Origin of the sequence: Lentzea xerophila, from assembly GCF_051094245.1 — a bacterium.
GTDB classification, from domain to species: domain Bacteria; phylum Actinomycetota; class Actinomycetes; order Mycobacteriales; family Pseudonocardiaceae; genus Lentzea; species Lentzea xerophila.
In genome coordinates, this window is sequence record NZ_CP194934.1 from 7,142,863 (window position 1) to 7,164,436 (window position 21,574).

At 67.8% G+C, this 21,574-nt stretch carries 23 protein-coding genes and 2 pseudogenes; 14 read left to right on the forward strand and 11 right to left on the reverse strand.

The genetic code is table 11. The annotated features are described in order from the left end of the window. Positions 1 to 171 precede the first annotated feature (171 nt). Positions 172 to 534 carry a hypothetical protein gene (locus ACRSBM_RS34055; RefSeq protein WP_434450019.1) on the reverse strand — a complete coding sequence of 121 codons (363 nt, stop codon included), beginning with the start codon at positions 532 to 534 and terminating at the stop codon, positions 172 to 174. 152 nt (positions 535 to 686) lie between these two features. Continuing rightward, positions 687 to 995 (reverse strand): hypothetical protein, encoded by a 309-nt coding sequence (locus tag ACRSBM_RS34060; RefSeq protein WP_434450021.1) that lies wholly within the window; start codon positions 993 to 995, stop codon positions 687 to 689. A 130-nt stretch (positions 996 to 1,125) separates the two neighbouring features. On the opposite strand from ACRSBM_RS34060, the gene ACRSBM_RS34065 reads away from it, so the two are divergent. After that, positions 1,126 to 1,557 (forward strand): hypothetical protein, encoded by a 432-nt coding sequence (locus ACRSBM_RS34065; protein WP_434450023.1) that lies wholly within the window; start codon positions 1,126 to 1,128, stop codon positions 1,555 to 1,557. 110 nt (positions 1,558 to 1,667) lie between these two features. On the opposite strand, the gene ACRSBM_RS34070 is transcribed toward ACRSBM_RS34065, so the two are convergent. Then, the gene (locus tag ACRSBM_RS34070; RefSeq protein WP_434450025.1) at positions 1,668 to 4,706 is read right to left on the reverse strand and encodes a BTAD domain-containing putative transcriptional regulator; all 3,039 of its coding nucleotides are present in this window, start codon (positions 4,704 to 4,706) and stop codon (positions 1,668 to 1,670) included. A gap of 334 nt (positions 4,707 to 5,040) precedes the next feature. Here ACRSBM_RS34070 and ACRSBM_RS34075 point away from each other — a divergent pair, with 334 nt between their 5' ends. The 3 genes from ACRSBM_RS34075 to ACRSBM_RS34085 all read left to right on the forward strand — a co-directional run bounded on the left by ACRSBM_RS34075 (position 5,041) and on the right by ACRSBM_RS34085 (position 7,674). Then, positions 5,041 to 5,655: a hypothetical protein gene (locus tag ACRSBM_RS34075; RefSeq protein ID WP_434450026.1), complete on the forward strand. Its 615-nt coding sequence runs from the start codon at positions 5,041 to 5,043 to the stop codon at positions 5,653 to 5,655. Between the two features lie 108 nt (positions 5,656 to 5,763). Beyond that, on the forward strand, positions 5,764 to 6,363 hold the full coding sequence (locus ACRSBM_RS34080) for a hypothetical protein (protein ID WP_434450028.1): 600 nt from the start codon (positions 5,764 to 5,766) through the stop codon (positions 6,361 to 6,363). Positions 6,364 to 6,438: 75 nt separating this feature from the next. Further along, on the forward strand, positions 6,439 to 7,674 hold the full coding sequence (locus ACRSBM_RS34085) for a hypothetical protein (RefSeq protein ID WP_434450030.1): 1,236 nt from the start codon (positions 6,439 to 6,441) through the stop codon (positions 7,672 to 7,674). Positions 7,675 to 7,767: 93 nt separating this feature from the next. Here ACRSBM_RS34085 and ACRSBM_RS34090 read toward each other — a convergent pair whose 3' ends face one another. Next, complete coding sequence (locus ACRSBM_RS34090; RefSeq protein WP_434450032.1) at positions 7,768 to 8,682, reverse strand: DUF1963 domain-containing protein; 915 nt, start codon at positions 8,680 to 8,682, stop codon at positions 7,768 to 7,770. Positions 8,683 to 8,769: 87 nt separating this feature from the next. Further along, on the reverse strand, positions 8,770 to 9,816 hold the full coding sequence (locus ACRSBM_RS34095) for an aldo/keto reductase (RefSeq protein ID WP_434450034.1): 1,047 nt from the start codon (positions 9,814 to 9,816) through the stop codon (positions 8,770 to 8,772). A 178-nt stretch (positions 9,817 to 9,994) separates the two neighbouring features. Between ACRSBM_RS34095 and ACRSBM_RS34100 the strand changes: the two genes are divergently transcribed. Then, positions 9,995 to 10,693, forward strand: a complete 699-nt coding sequence (locus tag ACRSBM_RS34100; RefSeq protein ID WP_434450036.1) for a TetR/AcrR family transcriptional regulator — start codon at positions 9,995 to 9,997, stop codon at positions 10,691 to 10,693. Positions 10,694 to 10,738: 45 nt separating this feature from the next. Next, positions 10,739 to 10,879 (forward strand): annotated as a pseudogene (locus ACRSBM_RS34105) (FAD-dependent oxidoreductase); the annotation flags it as partial. 18 nt (positions 10,880 to 10,897) lie between these two features. On the opposite strand, the gene ACRSBM_RS34110 reads toward ACRSBM_RS34105, so the two are convergent. Further along, the gene (locus ACRSBM_RS34110) at positions 10,898 to 11,023 is read right to left on the reverse strand and encodes a hypothetical protein (RefSeq protein WP_434450038.1); all 126 of its coding nucleotides are present in this window, start codon (positions 11,021 to 11,023) and stop codon (positions 10,898 to 10,900) included. A 94-nt stretch (positions 11,024 to 11,117) separates the two neighbouring features. On the opposite strand from ACRSBM_RS34110, the gene ACRSBM_RS34115 reads away from it, so the two are divergent. The 3 genes from ACRSBM_RS34115 (at position 11,118) to ACRSBM_RS34125 (ending at position 13,317) form a co-directional block, all read left to right on the forward strand. Next, positions 11,118 to 12,023, forward strand: a complete 906-nt coding sequence (locus tag ACRSBM_RS34115) for an FAD-dependent oxidoreductase (RefSeq protein ID WP_434450040.1) — start codon at positions 11,118 to 11,120, stop codon at positions 12,021 to 12,023. Then, positions 12,023 to 12,259: a hypothetical protein gene (locus ACRSBM_RS34120; protein ID WP_434453338.1), complete on the forward strand. Its 237-nt coding sequence runs from the start codon at positions 12,023 to 12,025 to the stop codon at positions 12,257 to 12,259. The genes ACRSBM_RS34115 and ACRSBM_RS34120 overlap by 1 nt, the downstream gene beginning before the upstream one ends. A gap of 224 nt (positions 12,260 to 12,483) precedes the next feature. Further along, positions 12,484 to 13,317 carry an alpha/beta fold hydrolase gene (locus ACRSBM_RS34125; RefSeq protein WP_434450041.1) on the forward strand — a complete coding sequence of 278 codons (834 nt, stop codon included), beginning with the start codon at positions 12,484 to 12,486 and terminating at the stop codon, positions 13,315 to 13,317. A 34-nt stretch (positions 13,318 to 13,351) separates the two neighbouring features. Here ACRSBM_RS34125 and ACRSBM_RS34130 read toward each other — a convergent pair whose 3' ends face one another. Beyond that, entirely contained in the window at positions 13,352 to 14,122 is a 771-nt protein-coding gene (locus tag ACRSBM_RS34130) for an SDR family NAD(P)-dependent oxidoreductase (RefSeq protein ID WP_434450043.1), read from the reverse strand. A gap of 96 nt (positions 14,123 to 14,218) precedes the next feature. Here ACRSBM_RS34130 and ACRSBM_RS34135 point away from each other — a divergent pair, with 96 nt between their 5' ends. The 4 genes from ACRSBM_RS34135 (at position 14,219) to ACRSBM_RS34150 (ending at position 17,762) form a co-directional block, all read left to right on the forward strand. After that, on the forward strand, positions 14,219 to 14,854 hold the full coding sequence (locus ACRSBM_RS34135) for a TetR/AcrR family transcriptional regulator (RefSeq protein WP_434450045.1): 636 nt from the start codon (positions 14,219 to 14,221) through the stop codon (positions 14,852 to 14,854). 173 nt (positions 14,855 to 15,027) lie between these two features. Beyond that, positions 15,028 to 16,338, forward strand: coding sequence for an alpha-lytic protease prodomain-containing protein (locus ACRSBM_RS34140; protein WP_434450046.1), 1,311 nt, complete (start codon positions 15,028 to 15,030; stop codon positions 16,336 to 16,338). A 169-nt stretch (positions 16,339 to 16,507) separates the two neighbouring features. Continuing rightward, entirely contained in the window at positions 16,508 to 17,131 is a 624-nt protein-coding gene (locus tag ACRSBM_RS34145; protein ID WP_434450048.1) for a DUF4241 domain-containing protein, read from the forward strand. A gap of 283 nt (positions 17,132 to 17,414) precedes the next feature. Beyond that, the gene (locus ACRSBM_RS34150) at positions 17,415 to 17,762 is read left to right on the forward strand and encodes an ArsR/SmtB family transcription factor (RefSeq protein WP_434450050.1); all 348 of its coding nucleotides are present in this window, start codon (positions 17,415 to 17,417) and stop codon (positions 17,760 to 17,762) included. A 358-nt stretch (positions 17,763 to 18,120) separates the two neighbouring features. Here the strand turns inward: ACRSBM_RS34150 and ACRSBM_RS34155 are convergent, their stop codons facing one another. Both ACRSBM_RS34155 and ACRSBM_RS34160 read right to left on the reverse strand, forming a co-directional pair. Further along, positions 18,121 to 19,422 carry an alpha/beta fold hydrolase gene (locus ACRSBM_RS34155; protein WP_434450051.1) on the reverse strand — a complete coding sequence of 434 codons (1,302 nt, stop codon included), beginning with the start codon at positions 19,420 to 19,422 and terminating at the stop codon, positions 18,121 to 18,123. A gap of 287 nt (positions 19,423 to 19,709) precedes the next feature. Continuing rightward, positions 19,710 to 19,963 (reverse strand): annotated as a pseudogene (locus tag ACRSBM_RS34160) (ATP-binding cassette domain-containing protein); the annotation flags it as partial. A gap of 215 nt (positions 19,964 to 20,178) precedes the next feature. On the opposite strand from ACRSBM_RS34160, the gene ACRSBM_RS34165 reads away from it, so the two are divergent. Continuing rightward, entirely contained in the window at positions 20,179 to 20,328 is a 150-nt protein-coding gene (locus ACRSBM_RS34165) for a hypothetical protein (protein ID WP_434450053.1), read from the forward strand. Here ACRSBM_RS34165 and ACRSBM_RS34170 read toward each other — a convergent pair. Beyond that, positions 20,304 to 21,020 (reverse strand): Atu4866 domain-containing protein, encoded by a 717-nt coding sequence (locus tag ACRSBM_RS34170; protein WP_434450054.1) that lies wholly within the window; start codon positions 21,018 to 21,020, stop codon positions 20,304 to 20,306. The genes ACRSBM_RS34165 and ACRSBM_RS34170 overlap by 25 nt on opposite strands. 45 nt (positions 21,021 to 21,065) lie before the next feature. Beyond that, entirely contained in the window at positions 21,066 to 21,293 is a 228-nt protein-coding gene (locus ACRSBM_RS34175) for a hypothetical protein (protein ID WP_434450056.1), read from the reverse strand. Positions 21,294 to 21,574: the final 281 nt, after the last annotated feature.

Below are 21,574 nucleotides of genomic sequence, written 5' to 3' on the forward strand. Positions count from 1 at the left end.
TTCCAGCCTCCCGGGCGAACCAGGACTGTCAGGCGTTCACCGGACATCGCAAAACACCGCCGACACCGGGACGGCCGAGGACATCAGCACGACGGACGGTCCACCAGGAGTGTCACCCTGGTGGACCGTCCGCGGTCCCTGCCCACCGGTCAACCGAACCGGCTCGTCACATCAGGCGAAGTCGGTCGACCACGCCGAGCACTTGTCGGGAGCGTTGTTGACGTTCACGCAGGCCTTGTACTCGACCTTGGAGCCTTCGGAGAAGTTCTTGTCGTATTTGCCGCTCTTGTTGCAGCCGCCGCTGAACTCGATCCGCTGCTCGGAGCCGCCGCGAAGCTTGTACACGAGGTACACGGTGTAGGCGTCGCACTTCTCGTCGTACAGCCGGAAAACCTCACCGCTCGAGGTGAAGGTCGCCCTGGCACCGGCACCGGTCTTGGCGCTGCTGTCCGCCTGCGCCGCCGGCGCGACCAACGCGGAACCGCCGAAGGCGAGCGCAAGGGCGCCGAGCGTGAGTGCCATCTTCTTGACCATCTCGTACAACCTCCGAGTCGTCCATGTCCTTCGGCCCCCTCGGCCGACGACAGGACAAGAATCCCGGCGGCGCTTTCACCGGGCTTTCGCAACGGTGAAAGCGCTCACCGGCCCGGCTCAGTCCACAAAGGACTACCGAAACACCCAACCCTTCACCGCAGCAGCCGCCGAGCCAGCACCTCGGCGAACGTGACCGAGTCGGCCTCGATCTCGAACCGGCCGCTGTCGTCCTCGATCGCGAACGCCGCCAGATCCCGCGAAGCGATCACGTCAACCTCGACGTCGCCGGCGACGCAGGTCAGGTGCCAGCTCCAGACAGCAGCGGGACTCGGCTCCTCCGTGGGATCGACTTCCACGAGAAGTTCCAGTCCTTCTGCGGCGACTCGAGTACGCGCGCTGGCGATGACGACATCGAGGCACTCACGCCACAGTGCCCACATGTTCTCAGCGGTATCGCTCACTCCAGCCATCGTCCTCTGATCTGGTCGGTGGGCCTGTTCTCCCACCGGTGCACCACATCCTCGGCCCTATGCTTCCACGCGGGTTGGCCGAGACACGGCCGGCCGAGCACAAACGACGGAGATCGGCATAGTGAAGAACCTACTGAGGTCGTTGCTCATGATCCCGGCGCTCACGCTGGGGTTGTTGGCCGGCAACGCAGGGCCGGCGGCGGCAGCGTCGGTGTACCTGGCGACGAACGACGGCGTGACGTACAGGTTCGAGAAGAGCGTGCACAGTCCGGCGTTCAGCAACTCCCGGAGCGGCTACATCAAGATCCACCTGCAGCGGTCGTGCGCGACCTCGGAGGGGTCGTTCATCGTCCGGCTGCAGAAGCGCATCGGTAGCAACTGGGTCGTGCAGTCCGGCACCGAGCGCATCTGGTGCAGCACCACCCGCGGCTACCTCACCCGCGACTGGGCGTATCAGCAGTCCGGGACGTATCGGATCCAGTTCTACGCGCTGACCGGAAGCAGCGAGAAGCGCATCCACTACTGGGGCGTGTACCGGTCGGACAACCCGTGATGCCGGCCAGGTAGTCGCATCTTGAAGCCCGCCGTGGCCGTCCCGCGTCGGCGGCGGGTGTGTCCGGAGTGGCGCGGGTGCTGGAGCTCAGCGGTCCGACGCCGAGCCCCTCACCCGAGCCGGGCGTTCAGGGTTCTCAAGCCCTCTTCGTGCGAGATCCCGCGGAACAGTTCGCGTGCCTCTTCCCACACGGCCCTAGCCTTGTCGTGGTCGCCGGCGGCGACGTACGCGTCGCCGAGGGCGCGGAGAGTCCTTGCCAGGTAAGGGATCGAGCCGCGAGTTCGCCACACCTGGACCGAGCGTTCGAAGGAGCTGACCGCGGCGGGCACGTCGCCTTCCGCCAGGTCCACCTGTCCGAGAACGCTGAGCGCGTCGGCGAGGTAATGGCCGAAGTTGCCGTCCTCGCTGTACGCCAGCGTCAGCTCGGCGGTCGCCCTGGCTCGTTCGTCCCCCACCGCGGCGAACAGCTTCGAGAGGTAGAGCAGCGAGAACGTCTCCAGATAGCGGTAGTTCAGCCGCCGCGCCATTTCCAGCGAGCTCTCCAGCAGTTCCCGGCCGGCCGTGACGTCACCGCAGAACGACTTCGCCGCGCCGAGGAACTGGGTGATCGTCGTGGTGTAGTGGGGGTTGCCGAGCTTCTCGGCCACCTTCGTCGCCTTCTCCAGGACCGCGACTGCCCCATGTGGATCGTCCTCGCCGTGGATGATCGCCATCACGTGGTAGGCCCGCGCCTGGCCTTCGATGTAGTCCGCGTCGGTGGCCATCCGCAGCGCGCGCTCCGCCAGGCCGAGTGCCTCGGCGCTGTGCCCGTCGGCCGTCATGCTCCAGGCCAGGGTCGCCAGCGCGTCGGCTGTCCCGAGTGGATCGTTCAGCGTGGTGAACAGGTCGAGGAGCTGTGCGGCACTGGCCCGCATCCGGGTCATCGCCGGTCCGGGGCCCGGCGGTGAGTTCCACGTGGTGACCTGCAGGAGTCCGCGCATCAGCACGGCCTCGCCCCGCTTGTCGCCGGTCTGCCGGCAGACCGCGATGGCCTGCTCGTGCATGCGCTGCCAGCCGTCGTACACGCCCCGCACGTTGAGGTACGTCTCGGTGGACCCCGCCAGGTCCCAGGCGAGCTGGGTCAGTCCCTCCTCGCACGACTGGGCGACCGCCGCCATCAAGGCGGCGTGTTCCGCGCTGAACCAGGCCATCGGGTCGGCCAGCAGCGAGTCGGCGACGGCCGCGGGCAGCCGCCAGCGTTCCGCGTCGCTGTGCATGAGCGTGTAGCAGGGACCCGGGACACGTTCCGACGCGACCTCCGCCAGCGCCAGCCACGCGCCGAAGGCCCGCGCGAGCGCGGCACGGCGCTCGGAGCCGGCGTCCTCGCGCCGCGCCTGCTCGCGTGCGTACAACCGGATCAGGTCGTGGAACCGATACCTGAGTCTTCCCGTCTCGTCCGTTCCGGTGAGGTTCAGCAGATGGGCGTCGACCAGCGTTTCGATCTCACGTTCCGCTTGTCGCACCGGAAGGTCGAGGAGCGCCGCCACCACCCAGGAGGCGAAGTCCGGCGCGTCGAGCAGCCCGGCCAGCCGGAAGGCCCGCTGCGCGCCCGCGGGCAGCATCCGGTAGCTCATCTCGAACCCCGCGCGGACGTCGAGGTCACCCGCCACGAGTTCGTCCAGCCGGTGTCGTTCCTCCCCGAGGACGCCGGCGAGGTGGGAGAGCGACCACTGCCGCCTGCTGAGCAGCCTGGCCGCCGAGATGCGCACCGCCAGCGGGACGTGACCGCACAACCGGACGATCTCCCGAGCCGCGTTCGGATCGCCCTGGACGCGTTCGTCGCCGACGATGGTGCGCATCAGGTCCATGGCCTGGGCCGACGGCAGGACGTCGAGCTCCAGCAGGCTGGCGCCCTCGAGACCGACCAGCCGCACCCGTCCGGTGAGCAGTACCGCCGTGCCGGGCTGCCCTGGCAGAAGCGGCCGCACCTGCTCCTCCCCCGCCACGTTGTCGAGCAGGACGAGGAATCTGCGACCTGCCAGGCAACTCCGGAACAACGCCACGCGTTCGTCGAGGGATTCGGGGATACCGCTGCCGCTGATGCCCAGTGCGAACAGGAACCGGCTGAGCACGTCCTCCGGGCGGGTCGGTTCGGCGGAGGCGCCACGAAGGTCCGCGTAGAGCTGGCCGTCGGGGAAACGTTCGGCGATCCGGTGCGCGACGTGCACGGCGAGCGTCGTCTTGCCCAGGCCCCCCAGACCCGCGATACCGGCCACGGCGACGGCACCCGGCCGTGGCGCGGTGAGGGCCTGCGTCAGTTCGGCCATCTCGTCGTCCCTGCCGGTGAAGTCCGGGATGTCCGGCGGCAGCTCGGCGGGGGTGGGGGTCTTCGGCGCGTTCGTGATCGTGACCGCGACGCGGGGAGCGAGGTCGAGGGAAGGGTCCTGGTTGAGGATCCGTTGCTGCAGATGGTGCAGTTCGTCGGCCGGGTCGAGGCCGGTCTCCTCGATCAGGGTCGTCCGGGCACGCGTGTACTCGGCGAGAGCGTCCGCCCGGCGGCCACAGCGGTACAACGCCAGCATCAGCTGGGCGCGCAGCCGTTCTCGCAGCGGGTGAGCGCTGACGAGTGCGGTCAGCTCGCCCAGCAACTCCGTGTGGCGCCCCAGTTTCAGGTCCACGGCGATCCTCGACTGCAGCGCCGACAGGCGGACCTCATCGAGCCGCGCGGCCTCCGCGGCCAGCATCGGCACGTCGGCCATACCGGCGAACGCGGGCCCCCGCCAGAGCCGCACCGCCTCGCGCAGCCGCCGCGATGCCTCGTCCAGTGCGTCGGCGGTCTCCGCCACCTGCCCCGCCTGGGCCAGGTCCTCGAACCTCGTGGCGTCGAGCTCGCCCCGGTCCGCCTGGATCAGGTACCCGGCGCCCTGCCGTACGACGCGAGCCGGATCGCCCAGCTGACGGCGGAGCCGGTGAACGTAGGTCTGCATGTTCTTGGTGGCGCTCTTCGGCGGGTTGTCCCCCCACAGGGCCACGGCCAGCTGATCTTCCGAAACAGGGTGACCGGCTCGGCTCAGCAGCACCGCCACCAGCACTCGTGCCTTGGGGGTGCCGAGGTCGAGTTCCTCATCCTCGCGCCACGCCGTCAGCGGTCCCAGGACCCCAAACCTCATCGCACCCCCTCGACTCACCTACTGTAGACGCGAGGCCAAGCCGTTCCGTTGTCGTGGGCACGGTGATCCCGGCGGCCGGATTTCCCGGTCACACGACCGGAACGCGTGGCCCTGGCGGTGTCCCGCGGCCGGTCGGCCCATCGTCGACGACCAGGCCGCCTCGAGAGACGGCGCCGCCGTGAGCGCCAGGCTCCGCTGAGCCTTCTACTGAGCTCGTATTCCCGGCGTGTACTCGCCATATTCCAGCCTGTGCCACTATTCGCGGCGTCGGGGAAATTCCCGATGAGAGCAATCTGCTCGGTAACCAACAAAGGCAGCCAGAGAGGGTTTTCACATGTCGAAAATCGGGCGAATTCTCGCCTCGTCCATTGCGGCCAGCGTGGTGGCGGGAACGGCGATGGCAGGCCTGCTCGTCGCACCCGCACAGGCCGCGGAGACGGCCGCGCCGGACACCAGCGCCGTCTCCGACGCGGACTTCGACACCGCCTCCGACGCCGATTGCACCAAGAAGGTGAAGGTCGGAAACTCGCGATACAAGGGCGACATCTTCCACTCCTACGCCAAGACCGTCGTCCGCCACAACCACGTCGGCATCTTCTACACCACGAAGACGGTCGTGGAGGCACCTGGACCGAAGAGCAAGAGCCAGGCCCGTACCGCGGCCACGCTGAACAAGTGCGGCCCCGTCTACAAGATGTACGTCAAGGCCAAGCAGACCACCCGCAACAAGGCAGCCAACCTCGCCTACAACGATCTGCGCGGAAGGTTCTACGACCTCGACTTCAACAAGAACAAGGTCAACGGCTCCATCTTCCTGAACTGCTCCGAGCTGGTCTGGCGGGCCTACAAGACCGCGGGCATCGAGCTCGACGCCAACGGCGGAACCGGCGTGTACCCCGACGACATCAAGAACGACGGCAGCACCGTCATCTACAGCACCCGCAGGTAACGACATCCCGGCGTGCGGGTGCGGCCTGCCGAATACAGGCCGCCCCGCCCGTCATTGTCGCCAGCACGCGAAGCTGAACCACGTCGGCACACTGAAAGTGGAGTACACATGTCGAAAATCGGGCGAATTCTCGCCTCGTCCATTGCGGCCGGCGTGGTGGCGGGAACGGCGCTGACCGGCCTGCTCGTCGCACCCGCACAGGCCGCGGAGACGGCCGCGCCGAACTCGGAGGCCGGCATTTCCTCCGACAGCGACTGCACCGAGAAGGTGAAGGTCGGAACCTCGCGATACAAGGGAGATATCTTCCACTCCTACGCGAAGCTCTACCGCGGGACAAGCAACCACGTCGGCATCTACTACACGACGAAGATCGTCGTGGAGGCACCTGGACCAGGCAGCAAGAGCCAGGCCCGTACGGCGGCCACGCTCACCAAATGCGGCCCCATCCACAAGATGTACGTCAACACGACGCAGGCCAACCGCGACAAGGCGGCCGACTACGCCTACCGAAAGCTCCGCGGCAAGCCGCACGACACGCACGCCAACAAGAACAAGCACAACGGCGACCACGAGCTGAACAGCTCCGAGCTGGTGTGGCGGGCCTACAAGGCCGCGGGCCTCGACCTTGATCACAACGGCGGAACTGCCGTGTACCCCGACGACATCAAGAACGACGCCAGCACCGTCATCTACAACACCCGCAGGTAACGACATTCCAGTGCGCGGTGCGGCCTGCCAGGCGCGAGCCGCACCGCCCGCCCGCCCGCCCGAAAGGACTCAACGGTGCCCCTGCCCCGACTCGCCGCGCTCGCCGCCTGTGCCGTTCTGGCCTTGACGGCCTGCACCACACCCGACAGCGCGGCCAAGGCCCCCATCGTCAAGCCCGCCGAGGCGAAGCTCGACGGCACCGTCCTCGCGTTCTACCTCAGTCCGGACTCCGAGGTCGGGACGAGCCAGGCGGAGAAGCGCCCGGCCTATCTGGTCCTGGTGCAGGCGGACGGCAGCAAGAAGCTGGTCGAGACCAGCGGCATGCGCGAGCCGCACATCGCGTGGTCGGGGCGCGGCCTGTTCTTCAGTGACGACACACGCGACTACATCCTCGGCAAGGACGGACTGGCCAGCTTCGAGAACAAGAAGTCATCGCTGCAACAGTCGGCTTTCGCGCTACCCGACGACCAGGGCTTCCTGGCGGTCTACAACGAAGGCTTCTCCGACGCCGACTCCGGTTACTCCAACCAGGTGGCCGTCACGACCTCGGCCGGTTCGCAGCTCTACCAGGTCGAAGGAAACTACTTCATGAACGCGCTGTGCGGTGGTGTCCTCAATGGAATCGCCACCCAGGCGGGCACTCATCTCCCTGCCTCGGCCGACGTTCCCGGTATGCGCTCCAAGGTCGACACCTCCGCTGAACCGGAGCTGCTGTCCCAGCTGTATCCGGCGACCGCGGGACGCGAAAAGGTCCTCGCCTGGCGAGGGGCCTTCAACGCGGGAGATCACAACCGGCACGTGCCATGCCACAACGGTGTCATCACCTTCCTCTCCGACTACGACGACGCCGACGGCAAGTCCCACATGACCGTCGTTTCCTGGGACACCAGGACCGGCGAGTACACCGAACGCACCCTCGTCGACGCGCAGAGCCGCCCCATCGCCGAGAACCTGTCCGACCCCGAGACGTTCTCCCAGAAGTCCTACGACGCACGGTCGGCCCGAGACGGTCACCTCGAATGGCTCGCCGGCGACGGCCGGATCATGAGCACCGACATCGCGTCGGGAGTCACCGTGCCGCGGTTCGACACCGGCCTCGCCTCGGGCACCAACTCGTCCAGCCAGGCAACCTTCACGGAGCAGTCGATCCACCTGATCCAGGAGACGTTCGACGGCAAGACACCCATCAAGATCAAGCGGTTCGACCGCGCCACCGGAAACCTGGTCACCGAGATCGCCGTGTCCGGACTGGCGGAACAGCTCGGTCTCGAGTTCAACCTGAGGAGCATCGCCGTTCCTCCCGGGGCGTGAGACGTGGCCGCTCGGCTCGATGCGCCGCAGGAGAGCCGAGGCTGATCGCGGGCTTGTAGCGCCGGAGCGTTGGAGTGGCGTCCGCGGTTGCCGCTACTCGCTGAACATGGTGAACGACAACATCCGGTCGAAGTGCTTGTCAGCGAGGTCATCGCTACTGATCAGGAAGCAGCCGTAGTAGACCTCGCTTTCGGTGTGGAACTGGGCGAGCGGCAGCCATTCACGAATCAGCCGGTACTCCTCCACGTCGCTCCGGGCGAGCCGTTCCGATCCCGGGAGGACGGGGTGGTCCAGCCGGCTCGTGATGCCGGCGTACTTCATCTGCGTCCACGGGGTGTCCGAGCCGCCGATCCGCGAGCAGTACCCGCCGATGCGGATCGTGGCGCTTCCGTTGCCCGGCCAGAGTTCGTCGACCAGCTCGCACAGTTCGTCGGCGTGCTTCAGCTCGTTGAACAGGTGCTCCTCGACCTCCGAGCTGAAGTCGTAGTCCTCCTCCTCGATCCACTCCGGCAGTTCCGGCTGGACCCACGCGGTAAGCCGGTGCTCCGGGATGAGGAACGGGATGTCCTCGTGGAAGAACGTCGTGCTGTCGTGGTCGGGCGGCGGTGCCGCCACCGCCGTCTCCGTTCCCGCCGGGACGTACACCACTCGAGCGAATTCGTGCTCGGTCCCTCTGGTAGGAGCCAGCCTGCCGTCCGACAGGTCTTCCTCGTGGTGCAGGAAGAAGAGCAGCGAACCGTCCTCGGGCAGGGGAAGCCCCTCGGCCCGGGGAAGGGCCGCGCAGTCGACGGAGACGATGAACGGCAACGGGTTTCCGGCTCCGTCGCTTGGCCACTCCATGCCCGCCGGTAACCGGGGGAGTCCTCCCGTCTGGCCGACGGCCTGCTCGTCGTGATCGCAGGAACCCGCCCAGATCGCGAACCGGAGCTGATCGGCGAACTTGCCTGCCTCGTCGGCCGGGAAGCCTCGATCGACAGCCGCGCGGCGGAACTGCTCGTAACGGTCCATGGTTTCCTTTCAGATTCAGCGACTTCGTTGCTCGGACCGCTCAAGCAACGCCGAGCCGATCGTGGAGTCCATTCGCGACACAGGCGTTCAGGAGATCAGTCCGGCGACGCGGTCATCGGCGACGCGACGACGCAGTCTCGCATCCTGGAGGTGCGGCGGCACATACGCCACGTCCATCGGCCCGACGTCCGTTCCCGGCGGCGCGATCCCGTCGATCCGGTCGAGGAGGTCGTCGTCGAGCGAGGTGTGAGCTCCCGCGAGCAGGTCATCGAGCTGGTCCATGGTGCGTGGCCCGATGATCGCGGAGGTCACCGCGGGGTGGGCGATGACGAACGCCAGCGCAAGGCGAGCCAGGGTCAGTCCGGCCTGCCCGGCGATCGGCAGGAGCGCTTCCACGGCGTCGAGCTTGCGCTCGTCGGTCATGTGCCGCGGCACCCAGTGCAACTGGGCGGCCGAGGCCGCTTCTCCGCCGCTCCTGCGGAAACGACCGGTGAGCAACCCCATCGCCAGCGGGCTCCACACCAGGGTGCCCAGGCCATAACGTTGGCAGACGGGGAAGATCTCACGCTCGGCACCGCGGTTGAGGATCGAGTAGTGCGGCTGCTCGGTGCGAAACCGGGCCAGCCCACGCCGTTCGGAGACCCATTGCGCTTCGACGATCTCCGTGGCCGGCAGGTTGGAGTGGCCGATGGCGCGCACCTTTCCGGAGCGGAGCAGATCGGTCAGCGCGCTCAGGGTCTCCTCGATGTCCGTGCCGGGATCGGGGTGGTGGACCTGGTAGAGGTCGATGTGGTCGACACCGAGGCGACGCAGGGACGCTTCGGCGGCGGAGACGATCCAGCGGCGGGAGTTGCCACGCTGGTTGGGACCCTGGCCCATGGGGCCGCTGAACTTCGTGGCGAGGACGACGTCGTCCCGGCGGCCGCGCAACGCCTTCCGCACGATCTGCTCGGACTCCCCGTCGCCGCCGTACACGTCGGCGGTGTCGATGACGTTGATCCCGGCGTCGAGTGCGCGGTGGATGATGCGGACGCATTCGTCGTGGTCCGGGTTGCCGGCCTTGCCGAACCGCATGGTGCCCAGGGCGTAAGGGCTGACCTGGATGCCGGTGCGGCCAAGTGGGCGCGTGTGCATGGGTTTGGCTCCTGTGTGATGTCCGCGAGCAAGAGCGCGGGGCGGGAAGCTTTGCCGCCGCAGGTTTCCGCGACGACAACGACTCTCGCACCGGTACCGGTCAGGGAACGTCCGCTATTCTCCGGTGGAACGGTGCACCAAGTTGGTGCACCGTTCCAAATGCTGTTACCGTGGACGCATGGCAACCCGAGCCCGCCGGCCTGAGCGGCGTAACCAGGTGCTCTCCCGGGAGCAGATCCTCGACACCGCGATCGAGCTGCTCGATTCGGCCGGCGAGCCTGCTCTGACGGTCCGGGCGATGACCGAGCGCCTCGCGACCGGGTCCGGGGCGATCTACTACCACGTGGGCAACAGGGACGAACTGTTGGACGCGGCAACGGAAACGCTTATCACCGCGGCTCTGGCGACCAAGCCGTCCCAGGAGGCGGCCACGCCCGAGGACGAGATCCGCGGAGTCGCGCTCGCCCTGTTCGACGCGATAGCCGAACACCGGTGGCTCGCCACGCGGCTGACCCTCCAGATCATCCGCAACCCGGCCGGATCGGTGACGGTGGAGATCTTCGAAAGGATCGGCCGCCAGGTGGGTGCCCTGGGCGTGCCGCGAGCCTCCTGGTTCGACGCGACGTCGACCCTCGTGCACTACATCCTCGGCGCCGTCAGCCAGAACGCCCGCATCGAAGGGGACACCTCAGGCCTCCAGCCGGACGTGGATCGCGAACAGTTCTTCGACGCGGTGTCGACGGCATGGCAGGAACTCGATCCCGAGGAATACCCGTTCATGCACGCGATCGTGGGCCTGGCCAGAGACCACGACGACCGCGCGCAGTTCCTCACCGGCCTCGCCATCGTCCTCGACGGTCTCACCCACCTCCGCTGACCCCGCCGGGTCTGCCATGAAACCTTTCCGTGAAGGGCACTTCTCATGCATGACGTGCTGATCGCCGGCGCCGGTCCGGTCGGCCTGTTCCTGGCAGGCGAGCTTGCCCTGTCCGGCTGCTCGGTACTGGTCCTTGAGCGGGACGACGAACTCGGCTCGCCGCTGAAAGCGCTTCCACTCGGGTTGCGGGGCTTGACCGCCGGGTCAGCCGAGGCGTTCTACCGCCGCGGACTGCTCGAAGCGGTAGTGAAAGCTTCCGGCGCCGACGAGGACCAGGTCGGCGCGCCCCCGGAAGCGGTCGAAGCGCCGGTCCCCCGTGGCGTGAGCCATTTCGCGGGCATGGGCCTCGACGCCGCGAACATCGATGCGTCCGCCTTGCCCTTCCGGTTGCCCAGCCCGGCGATGGAAGGCTTCATGACCAGCCTTGAAGCAAGTCTCGGCGGTGCTGACCCCGTGGGCCACCGCCCTCGGCGTGGAGATCATCCGGGGTGTTGCTGTCACGGCCGTGAACCAGAACGACGAGGCCGTGGTCGTCACAGCAGGTGGGCAGGAGTACCGGGCACGCTGGCTGGTGGGATGCGACGGCGGCCGCAGCGCGGTTCGGGAGCTCGCCGGCTTCGACTTCGTCGGCACAGATCCGCTGTTCACCGGCTACGTCGCACACGTCACCTTCGCCGACCCGCAACAGCTGCCACGCGGCTTCAACCTGACGCCCCACGGCATGTACCTGCGCACGCCCTTCAACGGGTACGTGGGCATGATGGACTTCGACGGCGGCACGTTCGACCGCTCCACACCGCTGACCCGCGAGCACCTCCAGACGGTCCTGCGCCGCATCACCGACACCGACGTGACGCTGACCGACGTACATCTGGCCTCGAGCTTCACGGACCGTGCGATGCAGGCGACGACCTACCGCAAGGGACGCGTGCTGCTCGCCGGCGACGCCGCGCACATCCACTCGCCGCTGGGCGGTCAGGGACTCAACCTCGGCATCGGCGATGCAGTCAACCTCGGCTGGAAGCTCGCCTCCACCGTGCACGGGCACGCCGCCGACGGCCTGCTCGACACCTACACCAGCGAGCGCCACCCGGTCGGCGCCTCGGTGCTCGACTGGTCACGCGCCCAGGTCGCGGTGAAGCCGGGCCCCAACACCCCCGCGCTACGGCAACTGGTCCACGACCTGATGAACACCCCCGACGGAACGACGCACGTGTACCGGAAGACATCGGGCTGGCTCAACCGCTACGACCTGGGCAGCCACCACCCACTGGTCGGCCGGACCGCCCGGACTTCCGCTTCACCGACGGCACCCGCCTCGGCGACCTGATGCGCCAGGGCCAGGGCATCGCGCTCGACTTCAGCAGCGACCGCGCGTTGCGGGACATGGCCAAGGGCTGGGAGGGCCGGGTCCGGTACGCCGCCGGCCAGGTGCGCAACGACCTCGGATTCCGCGCCTTGCTCATCCGTCCCGACGGCGTCGTGGCATGGGCCGATGAGGACGGCCCGGATCGCGACGAGCTCGCCCAGGCCGCCACCCGCTGGTTCGGCAGCCCAGAAAACTGACGTCGAACCACCCCACCCGCGCACCACGATGCTGCCCGAGCACGTGGTCGCCCACAGAGATGATCATGTCGATGCGTCGCGCCATTTCAACGAAACTCAGGACACTCGTCGTATCTCTGACGGTGACTACTGCGGCAGGCCTCGCCATGCCGGCTATCACGTCCGCTCCGGCACAGGCCTACCCGCACGTCCAGCACGCGCGCTGTCACGACGTGCGGGTTCCGGTGTCAATCGCAAAGATCGGCAAGGCCCACGTATACGGGGAGCTGTGCCAGCCGCGCCACGGCGGCAGCACGAGCGACACCGTGCAACTGCTGGTGCCGGGCTCCACGTACAACCACAGCTACTTCGACATGCCCGTGCAGCCGTCCCACTACTCGTACGTCGCCAAGGCACTCGGCGCCGGTTACTCCACGTTCAACATCGACCGGCTCGCCACCGGCAGAAGCACCCTGCCGCCCAGCTCGCTCCACACCCTCGACGCGGGGGTCCAGGCGATCCACCAGGTGATCACGCAGCTGCGCGCGGGCGGGGTGAAGCATCGCAAGTTCACCAAGGTCGTCTGGGTCGGCCACTCGCTGGGCTCGTCGATAGCTTGGGCACTGGCCAAGCAGTACAACAACGTTGACGCGTTCGTGCTCACCGGCATGAGTCGCGGCAAGGTGAAAGACCCCGGCTACATGACGACAAACGCCGGCATGCGGCGGTTCTTCTACTACGGGCCCAACGCCGATCCGGCCGTCGTCGAGGCGGACGAGCGCCTCAAGGACCTGAGCACCGCGGCGGACTCGGCCGGCCCGGACCTTCCTCCGGCGCAGTCACCCTCACGCTCGATCAAGGTACCGACCCTCCTCGTCGTCGGTGACCAGGACCCGTACTGCACCGCCGGCGTCTGCACCGACGAGTCGTTGCTGGCCCACGAACGCCCGTATTACTCCGACAAGGCAGACCTCAAGGCCATCGTCGTCTCCGATAGTGGTCATTCCGTGCAGCTGCACAAGAACGCGCCCACGACCAACGCCGCGATCCTCCAGTGGGTCGACACTGTTGTGTCCTGACGGGCTGTGCACGGTCAGCCCGGTGGCGAACTACCTAGGCCGCCAGCGCCGGGCCGAGCAGCAGGCCGCCGTCCAGCACGAACTCCGCGCCGGTCGCGAACCCGCCCTCCGCGGAGGCCAGATGCAGGACGAGCGCGGTCACCTCCTCCGGCGTGCCGAGGCGCGGCACGGCGAACGGGGCAGCCGAGTAGAGGTCGCCGATCGCGGGCTGGCCGGCGGCCACCGGTTCGTTGATGAACGGCGTCGACACCACGCCGGGATGGACCGAGTTCACGCGGATGCCGTCGCGGCCGAGTTCCAGGGCGGCCGTGCGCGTGAGGCCCCGCAGCGCCCACTTGCTGGCGACGTACGGCGCGTAGTACGCCTGACCCACGTTCGCCATGGTGGAGGCGATGTTCACGATCGACCCGCCGCCGGCCTCCCGCAGCGCCGGCGCGGCGTGCTTGATGCCGAGGAACTGCCCGGTCAGGTTCACCGCTAGCGTCCGCTCCCACACGTCCAAGGCCGTGTCCTCGATCAACGCCGCCGGGTGCTGCGCGCCCGCGTTGTTGACCAGCACCGACAGCGGCCCGAAACGGGAGGAGGCCGCGTCCACCGCCGCGATCCACTCGGTCTCGGACGTCACGTCGAGCCGCACGGCGAACGCCCGCGAACCCAGTTCCGCGGCGAACGCTTCACCCGCCTCCTCGTTCCGGGCGGCGATCACGACCTGCGCACCCGCGGCGTGGAAACCCCGCACGTGGCTCGCGCCCATTCCGCTCGTCGCCCCGGTGACGAACACCGTACGGCCGTCGAAGCGCCCCATCGTTTCCTCCAGTGGTGAGTTGAGTGACTCATCTCAGAACCTAGCCACAACCCTGATGGTGAGTCAAGCGACTCACCTCATGGCATACTGGGCAGCGTGCCGACGTACCACGAGCGCATGGCGGAGCAGAAGCGGACGGCGATCGTCGACGCCGCGACCGGCCTGTTCCTGGAGTCCGGCTACGACAAGACCTCACTCGCGCGCATCGCCGACGCGGCCGGGGTGTCGAAGGCGACGCTGTTCAAACAGTTCCCGACGAAGGCGGAGCTGTTCGACGCGATCGTCACGGACTACTGGCGCACGGACGAGGGCGCGCTCACCCCGCGGCCGGGTGATCCGCGCAAGGGGCTGACCGCGCTCGGCAACCGGTACGTGGCGCTGCTGACGCGGCCCGGCATGGTCGCGTTGTTCCGCATCGTGATCGCCGAGGCACCGCGGTTCCCCGAACTCGGCCAGACGCAGTTCAAGCTGGGCAAACAGCCGTTCTTCGACGCCGTGCGCGACTACCTCGCCGCCGAACACGAGGCCGGCACGCTGCGCGTCGACGACCCGATCCTGGCGGCCACGCAGTTCCTCGGCATGATCTCGAACTTCGCGTTCTGGCCCCGGATGCTGCTGATGAACTGGGCGCCCACCGAGAAGGCCATGGCCCGTTCGGTGAAGGAGGCGGTCCAGACGGTCCTGGCCCGCCACTCGGTCACAACGGCCCCCGCCGCCTCGCGTCGTCCGTGAGCGGTTCGCGCCTGAGCTGTTCGGAGGAGCGTCGGAGCACAGCGAGGACGCGCTGAGCAAAGGGTCCTGCCGTCCAGCCTTATGGCCGACCTTATGGCCAATTGGTATGTACCACTTGGTGTGATCCTCGTCGTAGGGTCGGCGCGCAATCACCCTGCATGCAAGGAGCGGACATGAACCGCAAGCTCATCGCCGCCGCCACGGCGGCGGTAACGGCGGCCGGGCTGACCATCGCGGTGGCGCTGACAACCAGCGCCACCGCTGCCGACACGGCTGACCCTGCCATGCTGGCCGCGATGGCCCGTGACCTCGGCATCTCCTCGGAGCAGGCGCGTGAGCGCCTCGTCGCCGAGAAGGCCGCGGGCCAGACCGACGCCGCACTGAAGTCGCGCCTCGGCGCGGCGTACGCCGGATCGTGGCTGGACAGCACCGGCCGCACCCTGACAGTCGCGGTCACCGACCCGGCGCTGGCGAGCGCGGTGCGTTCCGGCGGCGCCGTCGCCACGACGGCGAAGCACAGCGCGTCCGCTCTGGACAGCGCGAAGATCAAGCTGGACGCCAAGGCCACCACCGCACCCGACGCCGTCCCCGGCTGGTACGTCGACGTGCGCGCCAACAAGGTCGTCGTGCTCGCCCACAACGGCGGCGAGGCACAGGCCAAGGCGTGGGCGGCCGAGGCAGGTCTGCACGGCGACGTCGTCGCCTTCGAGGCCAGCACCGAGAACCCCAAACCGCTGATCGACATCATCGGCGGCAACGCCTACGGCACCCCCGGCGGTGGCCGCTGCTCCATCGGCTTCGCCGTCGAGGGCGGCTTCGTCACCGCGGGCCACTGCGGATCCACCGGCGGCCGCACCTCCAACCCCGGCGGCACCATCCAGGGCAGCAGCTTCCCCGGCAACGACTACGCCTGGGTCCGCACCGACGCGGGCCACACCCCGCGCGCCCTGGTCAACCGCTACCCGGGCACCGTCCCGGTCGCGGGCTCCCAGGAGGCTCCGGTCGGCTCCTCCGTCTGCCGCTCCGGCTCCACCACCGGCTGGCGCTGCGGCACCATCCAGCAGAAGAACGCCTCGGTCACCTACCCCGAGGGCACCATCACCGGCCTGACCCGCACCAACGCCTGCGCCGAGCCCGGCGACTCCGGCGGCTCGTGGCTGACCGGCGACCAGGCCCAGGGCGTCACCTCTGGCGGCTCCGGCAACTGCCGGACCGGCGGCACCATCTACTTCCAGCCGGTGACGGAGATCCTGCAGGTCTACAACCTGCGCCTGGTGACCTCCGCCGGCCCGACCACGACCACCTCGCCGACGACGACCACGACCACGCCTCCCGGCGGTGGCGACTCGTGGGCCCCGTACACCTCCTACGGCGACGGCGCCCAGGTCACCTACGGCGGCGCGTCCTACCGCATCATCCAGCCACACACGTCCGTTCCCGGATGGGAGCCGCCGAACACCCCTGCCCTCTGGCAGCAGATCTGACGGCGACACCCTCCCACCGCCCTCCGACGGCTACCGCCGTCGGGGGGCGGCTTCTGAGCGGCTCCGTACACCGAGCATCTGGTCGAAGCGCTGGATGCCTTCGTCGAAGCCGATCCGGCCGCGAGCACGGTGACCGGAGCCGGCGAACCAGCTTTGGTTGGATGGTCCCATGGCATTGACACCGCCGGATTTCGACCGGCTACTCGTCCCGGGCACCAGGGTCGACACCGTGTCCGGATCGGGGACCGTCGCCGAACCGCTGCGTACCGAGCTGTCGCTGCCCTCGGGCGAGGTGGTCGCCTCGGAATGGCGCTGGGAGCCGGTCGGGTTCACCGAAACCGCACCGCCCGGCCGCTACCCGGTGCTGCTCCACCCGCTGGTGCTCGACAGCGGCGAGACGCGCGCTCTGATTCCGCTGGCGGTGCGGCTGGTCATCCGCGACCAGCCGGTGGCGTCGTGGACCATGGCGCTGCTGCCCGGCCAGGACCCCGCCGAGTTGAGCGAAGAGGGCTTCTACGGTTTTCCGGTGGACGGCGGCGAGGGCAGCTTGATCGACGCGCAGTACCTCCGCGAACTGCATGAGACCGACACGTACCCCGAATTCGTCGACACCGCCAAAAGCGACCTCGGGTTCGGTGAGCTGCTGGAGCCGTCCGAGGACGAGGACGGCCGCCAGACGGTGGGGTTCACCATCGGCTGCGATGGCGTCTATCCGACCTGGATCGGCCACACCGCGGACGGTGATCTCGCCTGCTACGTCATCGATCTGCTGGAGTTCGACGGGCGGACCTGAGGATTGCGGCGCAGTCGCGACCCAGCACGGCACCGGCTCCAAATCCCCCGGAATCCAGTGCGGTTGGCCGGTCGCCCGGCCGATCTCCCCGGCCGCGGACCGCGTGCTGACCACGCCCGCCTCGACCGAGGCCGATCGATAACGCACTGCGCACGTCCGGCCCGCCGTCGAAGCAGGTCACGGTGTTGATCGCCCCAGCGGCGGTGCGGCGCGACGATCATCAGCGCCGTTGTCGAGGTCGCTGGCACATGCTAATATCTCTTAGCATGTGCCAGGAACAGCGATGAGCGGTCCCCAGTTGACCGGGGACGACCTGGTGCAGATGTTGGCCACACTGGCGAACCCGCATCGCATGCGGGTGGTCGCGGCGCTGTCCAGAGAGCGCAACTACGTGAGCAAGCTGGCTCGTGAGCTGGGCATCAGCCGTGCGCTGCTGCAGGTTCATCTGAAGAAGCTGGAGTCGGCGGGTTTGGTGTCCGCGCGGATGGAGCTGTCGGACGATGGCAAAGCGATGAAGTTCTACGAGGTCAAGCCGTTCGACGTGCGTCTGACGCCGGAGTTCGTGGCGGCGGCTGCCGGCACGCTCGCCGCCGCGGGGCCGGCGTCGGCGGGCCATGAGGAGGACCGGTGACACTGTGTCAGGATCCGATGGAGTTTGCCGGAACCATGCCTTCGGATAGACATGCCCTGCCTGGGCCTCGTTGTGATAACGCCTTCCGCCTAAGACGCTCTTCTGAGCCGGTCTCATCTTGGTAGCGCAGGTGGCGCATCGCAAGAAACCCGCCTGACCAGCGAAAGTCGCTAGATCAGACGGGTTCTACCTACAAGTGGAGCTGAGGGACTCGAACCCCTGACCCTCACACTGCCCGTGAACCTTCGTCGTCTCGACCCCGCTGGAACCAGCGTGGTTGAGACGAAGTCACACAAACAACAGCCACGGTCGAACGTCTACCTGCGGTGGTGATTATGAGGCGTCGTCGTCCGCCACGCTATTGATCGACGGAGGGGCATGAGGATCCGTCGGGCGGCAACTCGAGGGACACCAGGTAGTTGTCGCTGACCCGTCGAGTGCACTCGCTGCGGTTGTACACACCGTGCCCTCCGCCTTCGTACGTCACGAACACGGTCGCGTTGCGCTGCTGGCGCCGAACGGACATCGCCTCATCGTGTGGCGTAGCAGGATCATGCCTGCTGTTGAGCAGCAGAGCCGGCAGTTCGGTGCGCATGGCAGCGGGCCGTTGCGGGGCCTGGGCATCCGGGCCCCCGAGGCACTCGGTCATCGCGACGTTACCGCGCACGGATCCGTCCGTGTGCGGCGAGATCCGGTTCTCGAGCCGGGTCAGCGCTCGGTACTCGGCGAAGTCGCGCACGCGGAAGCTCCGATCAGCGCACCTGATCGCGGTCGCCGCCATGGGGAACAAGAACGTGTCGCCACCTGCGGTCGCTTGAGTCACGACACCACCCATGTGCATCGCGTGCACCCGAGCGCTGAGCTCGGCCCAGTCGGGAACAGCGGCGATGGACGTCAACGTGTTGCTGAGGTCGTGAATCGTCAGATGGCGAGTGGGGTCATCCGGTGCGACGAGTTCGCCACGGGCTGCTTTCGCCATCAGTTCGTCCCACAGTGCAACGACGTCCTTGCCGTGCAAAGGAGACGAGGCGGTGCGCTCGTTCCACTGTCGCCACTGCTCGAACGCGTCGGCAGCCGCACGGGCGACTGAGGCAACGTAGTCACGGGCGTTCAACCCACGGTTGACCACCGAGTCCAACACCATCGCGCGTATGTGTGCCCCGTGGAGCTCGGCGAGGCGTTGGCCGATGACAGTGCCGTAGGACAGCCCGTAGTAACTGATCTGCGGCTCTCTCAACTCCCGGCGGAGCGCGTCGACATCACCAACGACGTCATCGGTTGACACGTGGTCGATGATCGGACCCGAATGCCTCGTGCAGTCTTCACGTAGTTTCCGGCCGTGCGCGACGAGCGCGTCGAACCCGGTTTTGTCGGCCAGGTGCGTGGTAGGACCCCCGAACAGCACTGCGGCCGAGCACTGCACCGGCTGGCTGCGGCCGACACCGCGAGGATCGAAGCCGACGATGTCGAACCGCGCCCGCACCTCGGGACTGAAGTTCCGCTGAACGGCGAACGTGAAGTCCACACCGGACTGGCCAGGCCCGCCAGGGTTGACCACCAGCACTCCGATGCGGCGGCTCGGGTCCGTCGCCCTGTGGCGGACCAGTGCCATCCCGAACGTGCCGAGCTTCGGTTGCTTCGGCGAGATAGGCCTGTTCATCACGGCGCAGTCGAAGCCGGCGCGATCGGGACATGGTTCCCAGGCAAGCGTCGTGGCTGACGAGACCGCTGGTGAGATGGCGGTGAGGGTCGCCACCGTCATAGCTGTCGCCGCCCACCGAAGCGCATTGGAGCGCGTGGTTCGCATGCCCGTCAAGTTGTGTCCTTCCAAGCTTCTAGTCACGACCGTTCTGCTGCGCCGGGATGCCGTGCACGACAAGGGCTCCGTTCACCGAGTCGTCGGTGACGGTCGCGTGCGCCGCGACATGCCGAGCGAGAACCCGCAACCGATCCGTTGGGGTGCACCGACTTCGCATCGAGCAGCGCGCCGACCTTGCGCAACGGCTGCCTGAAGCCGGCGTAGTGCTTGCCGTCGATCGTGCCGTCGCCACCGATGAGGGTGTCGAGGCCGAGAATCATCCGCATGGTCGTGGACTTGCCGGCACCGTTCGCACCGGGGAACCGGTCACGCGGCCGGGCCGGACGGCGAACGACAGGTCGTCGACAGCGACCGTCCTGCCGTATCTCTTGGTGAGGCCGATTTCTCGATAATGGTGCCGCCCCCTCTTCGTGTTGGGGGCAACTCTCCTGCGTCGAGGGGTACCACCACATCGCCCTGCAGTCTGCGACTGACGTCAACATCCGTCGCCGGGTGCCGCTACCTCCGTCGTAGCTGAAAGAGCCACATGGGATACGCGAAACCTCCAGAAGGCGGGTAGCGCTCCGCTTCGACGACGACAGCCCGCCGTTCGACTCCGTGACGATCACCGGCCACGCCGCGGCCGACGAGTACGCCGACCGCAACGGCGTGCCCGGCGAGATGGTCGTCCGGGTGAAGGTCGACAAGTTTTCGACTGTCCCGTCCGCATGGAGCCACCGTGCTCAGTCGGCCCTGGTGAAGCGGTAGCCGGCGTGATGCAGGGTGCCGTTCTCGAACTCGCCGAACGCCCAGAATCCGAGGTCGTCCAGGTAGTCGATCCGGGTGCCGTTGATCCAGTAGCGGCCCTGGTAGGCGCTTGCGCGATCGCCGCGTGCTTCGTCGTAGCGGCCGTCGGGCAGCAGTTCCTGGCGGACGAAGTTGTTCTCGTTGACCCACATGCCCACGTAGGGATGTGCCGGGTCGTGGGGAGGTTCCTCGTGCGTGACGGGAGAGGTGTCGTCCAGTGGCCGGCCGTTCCAGACGCGGACCTGTCCGTCGGTGATCAGGACGTCGAGGTGGCCGCCGCGGGCGGGTGTCGCGCCGGCGGGAGTGCCGGGGGCGTCGGCGAGGCGGAGAACGGCGATGTCGGCGGCTTCGCCCGGAGTCAGGGTCCGGCTCTTGCGCGGTTCGGAGAAATCGGTCGCGTCCGGGAGAACGACGGTGCCCGCGCAGTCGATGACGATCATGTTGTCGTCGCCCGCGGCGGTCAGCAGTCCTGGGCCCACTCCCACGATCACCGGGCCGCCGATGAGGACGTCGGCCTCCTGGAAGTCACCGATGAGTGGATTCGCCGTGATGACGGTGCCGCCGGTCAGCAGCAGCGGCCGGCCCTGGGGTTCGCGGATCTCCCGCAGGACGGCGTCCTCGCGACGCGGGCTCACAGTGGCGTTGTCGCTCATGGCGATTCCTCGTCTCAGTCTCGGCCGGGACGGCAGTGGTCGCGTTCAGCATGTGATCACGTGAGGCGCGCACTCGGCGCGCAGGGCGGGTAGATCAACGCCGAGGACCTCGCCGGTCCCCTTTGCGCGGTTCACCGTTGACGAGCACCGCGCTGATGTCGCGGGCGTCAGAGCCAGTCCAATGGTACCGAGCAGCTCGTTGAGCAGCATCTTGGTGATGTCTTCGGCCTGAACGTTCAGACGACTGTCCACAAAGGTCACTTCGGTCCGCACTTCATGAGCACGTTCCTGGACCTGCGGTCCGCGCCGCGCGGGCGGGTGCTACGCCCGTGACGCGGCCGGTAGGTGGTGTAGGTGAAACCGGGAAGCTCGACGAGTGCGGGGCTTGGCGACGAAGGTGGGCAGCGTCTCGTCGACGATCCACTCCCCGTTCTCGCAGTAAATGAGCGAGTTGACACCGGTCTCGTAGGGACCTTCCCCGGCGCGGAGGCTGGCGAACGCCAAATAGTTCCTCCCTCCGTCGCAAAGGTCAGCACGTCCTCACCGTTGGGAAG

Excerpts from the sequence above, each read along its gene's own strand:
- ACRSBM_RS34140 (WP_434450046.1), top strand. The coding sequence starts at position 15,028 with ATGAACCGCAAGCTCATCGCCGCCGCCACGGCGGCGGTAACGGCGGCC.
- ACRSBM_RS34070 (WP_434450025.1), bottom strand. The coding sequence starts at position 4,706 with ATGAGGTTTGGGGTCCTGGGACCGCTGACGGCGTGGCGCGAGGATGAG.
- ACRSBM_RS34155 (WP_434450051.1), bottom strand. The coding sequence starts at position 19,422 with ATGAACAGGCCTATCTCGCCGAAGCAACCGAAGCTCGGCACGTTCGGG.
- ACRSBM_RS34080 (WP_434450028.1), top strand. The coding sequence starts at position 5,764 with ATGTCGAAAATCGGGCGAATTCTCGCCTCGTCCATTGCGGCCGGCGTG.
- ACRSBM_RS34075 (WP_434450026.1), top strand. The coding sequence starts at position 5,041 with ATGTCGAAAATCGGGCGAATTCTCGCCTCGTCCATTGCGGCCAGCGTG.
- ACRSBM_RS34130 (WP_434450043.1), bottom strand. The coding sequence starts at position 14,122 with ATGGGGCGCTTCGACGGCCGTACGGTGTTCGTCACCGGGGCGACGAGC.
- ACRSBM_RS34055 (WP_434450019.1), bottom strand. The coding sequence starts at position 534 with ATGGTCAAGAAGATGGCACTCACGCTCGGCGCCCTTGCGCTCGCCTTC.
- ACRSBM_RS34170 (WP_434450054.1), bottom strand. The coding sequence starts at position 21,020 with ATGAGCGACAACGCCACTGTGAGCCCGCGTCGCGAGGACGCCGTCCTG.
- ACRSBM_RS34120 (WP_434453338.1), top strand. The coding sequence starts at position 12,023 with ATGCGCCAGGGCCAGGGCATCGCGCTCGACTTCAGCAGCGACCGCGCG.
- ACRSBM_RS34145 (WP_434450048.1), top strand. The coding sequence starts at position 16,508 with ATGGCATTGACACCGCCGGATTTCGACCGGCTACTCGTCCCGGGCACC.
- ACRSBM_RS34100 (WP_434450036.1), top strand. The coding sequence starts at position 9,995 with ATGGCAACCCGAGCCCGCCGGCCTGAGCGGCGTAACCAGGTGCTCTCC.
- ACRSBM_RS34110 (WP_434450038.1), bottom strand. The coding sequence starts at position 11,023 with ATGGCTCACGCCACGGGGGACCGGCGCTTCGACCGCTTCCGGGGGCGC.
- ACRSBM_RS34150 (WP_434450050.1), top strand. The coding sequence starts at position 17,415 with ATGAGCGGTCCCCAGTTGACCGGGGACGACCTGGTGCAGATGTTGGCC.
- ACRSBM_RS34095 (WP_434450034.1), bottom strand. The coding sequence starts at position 9,816 with ATGCACACGCGCCCACTTGGCCGCACCGGCATCCAGGTCAGCCCTTAC.
- ACRSBM_RS34090 (WP_434450032.1), bottom strand. The coding sequence starts at position 8,682 with ATGGACCGTTACGAGCAGTTCCGCCGCGCGGCTGTCGATCGAGGCTTC.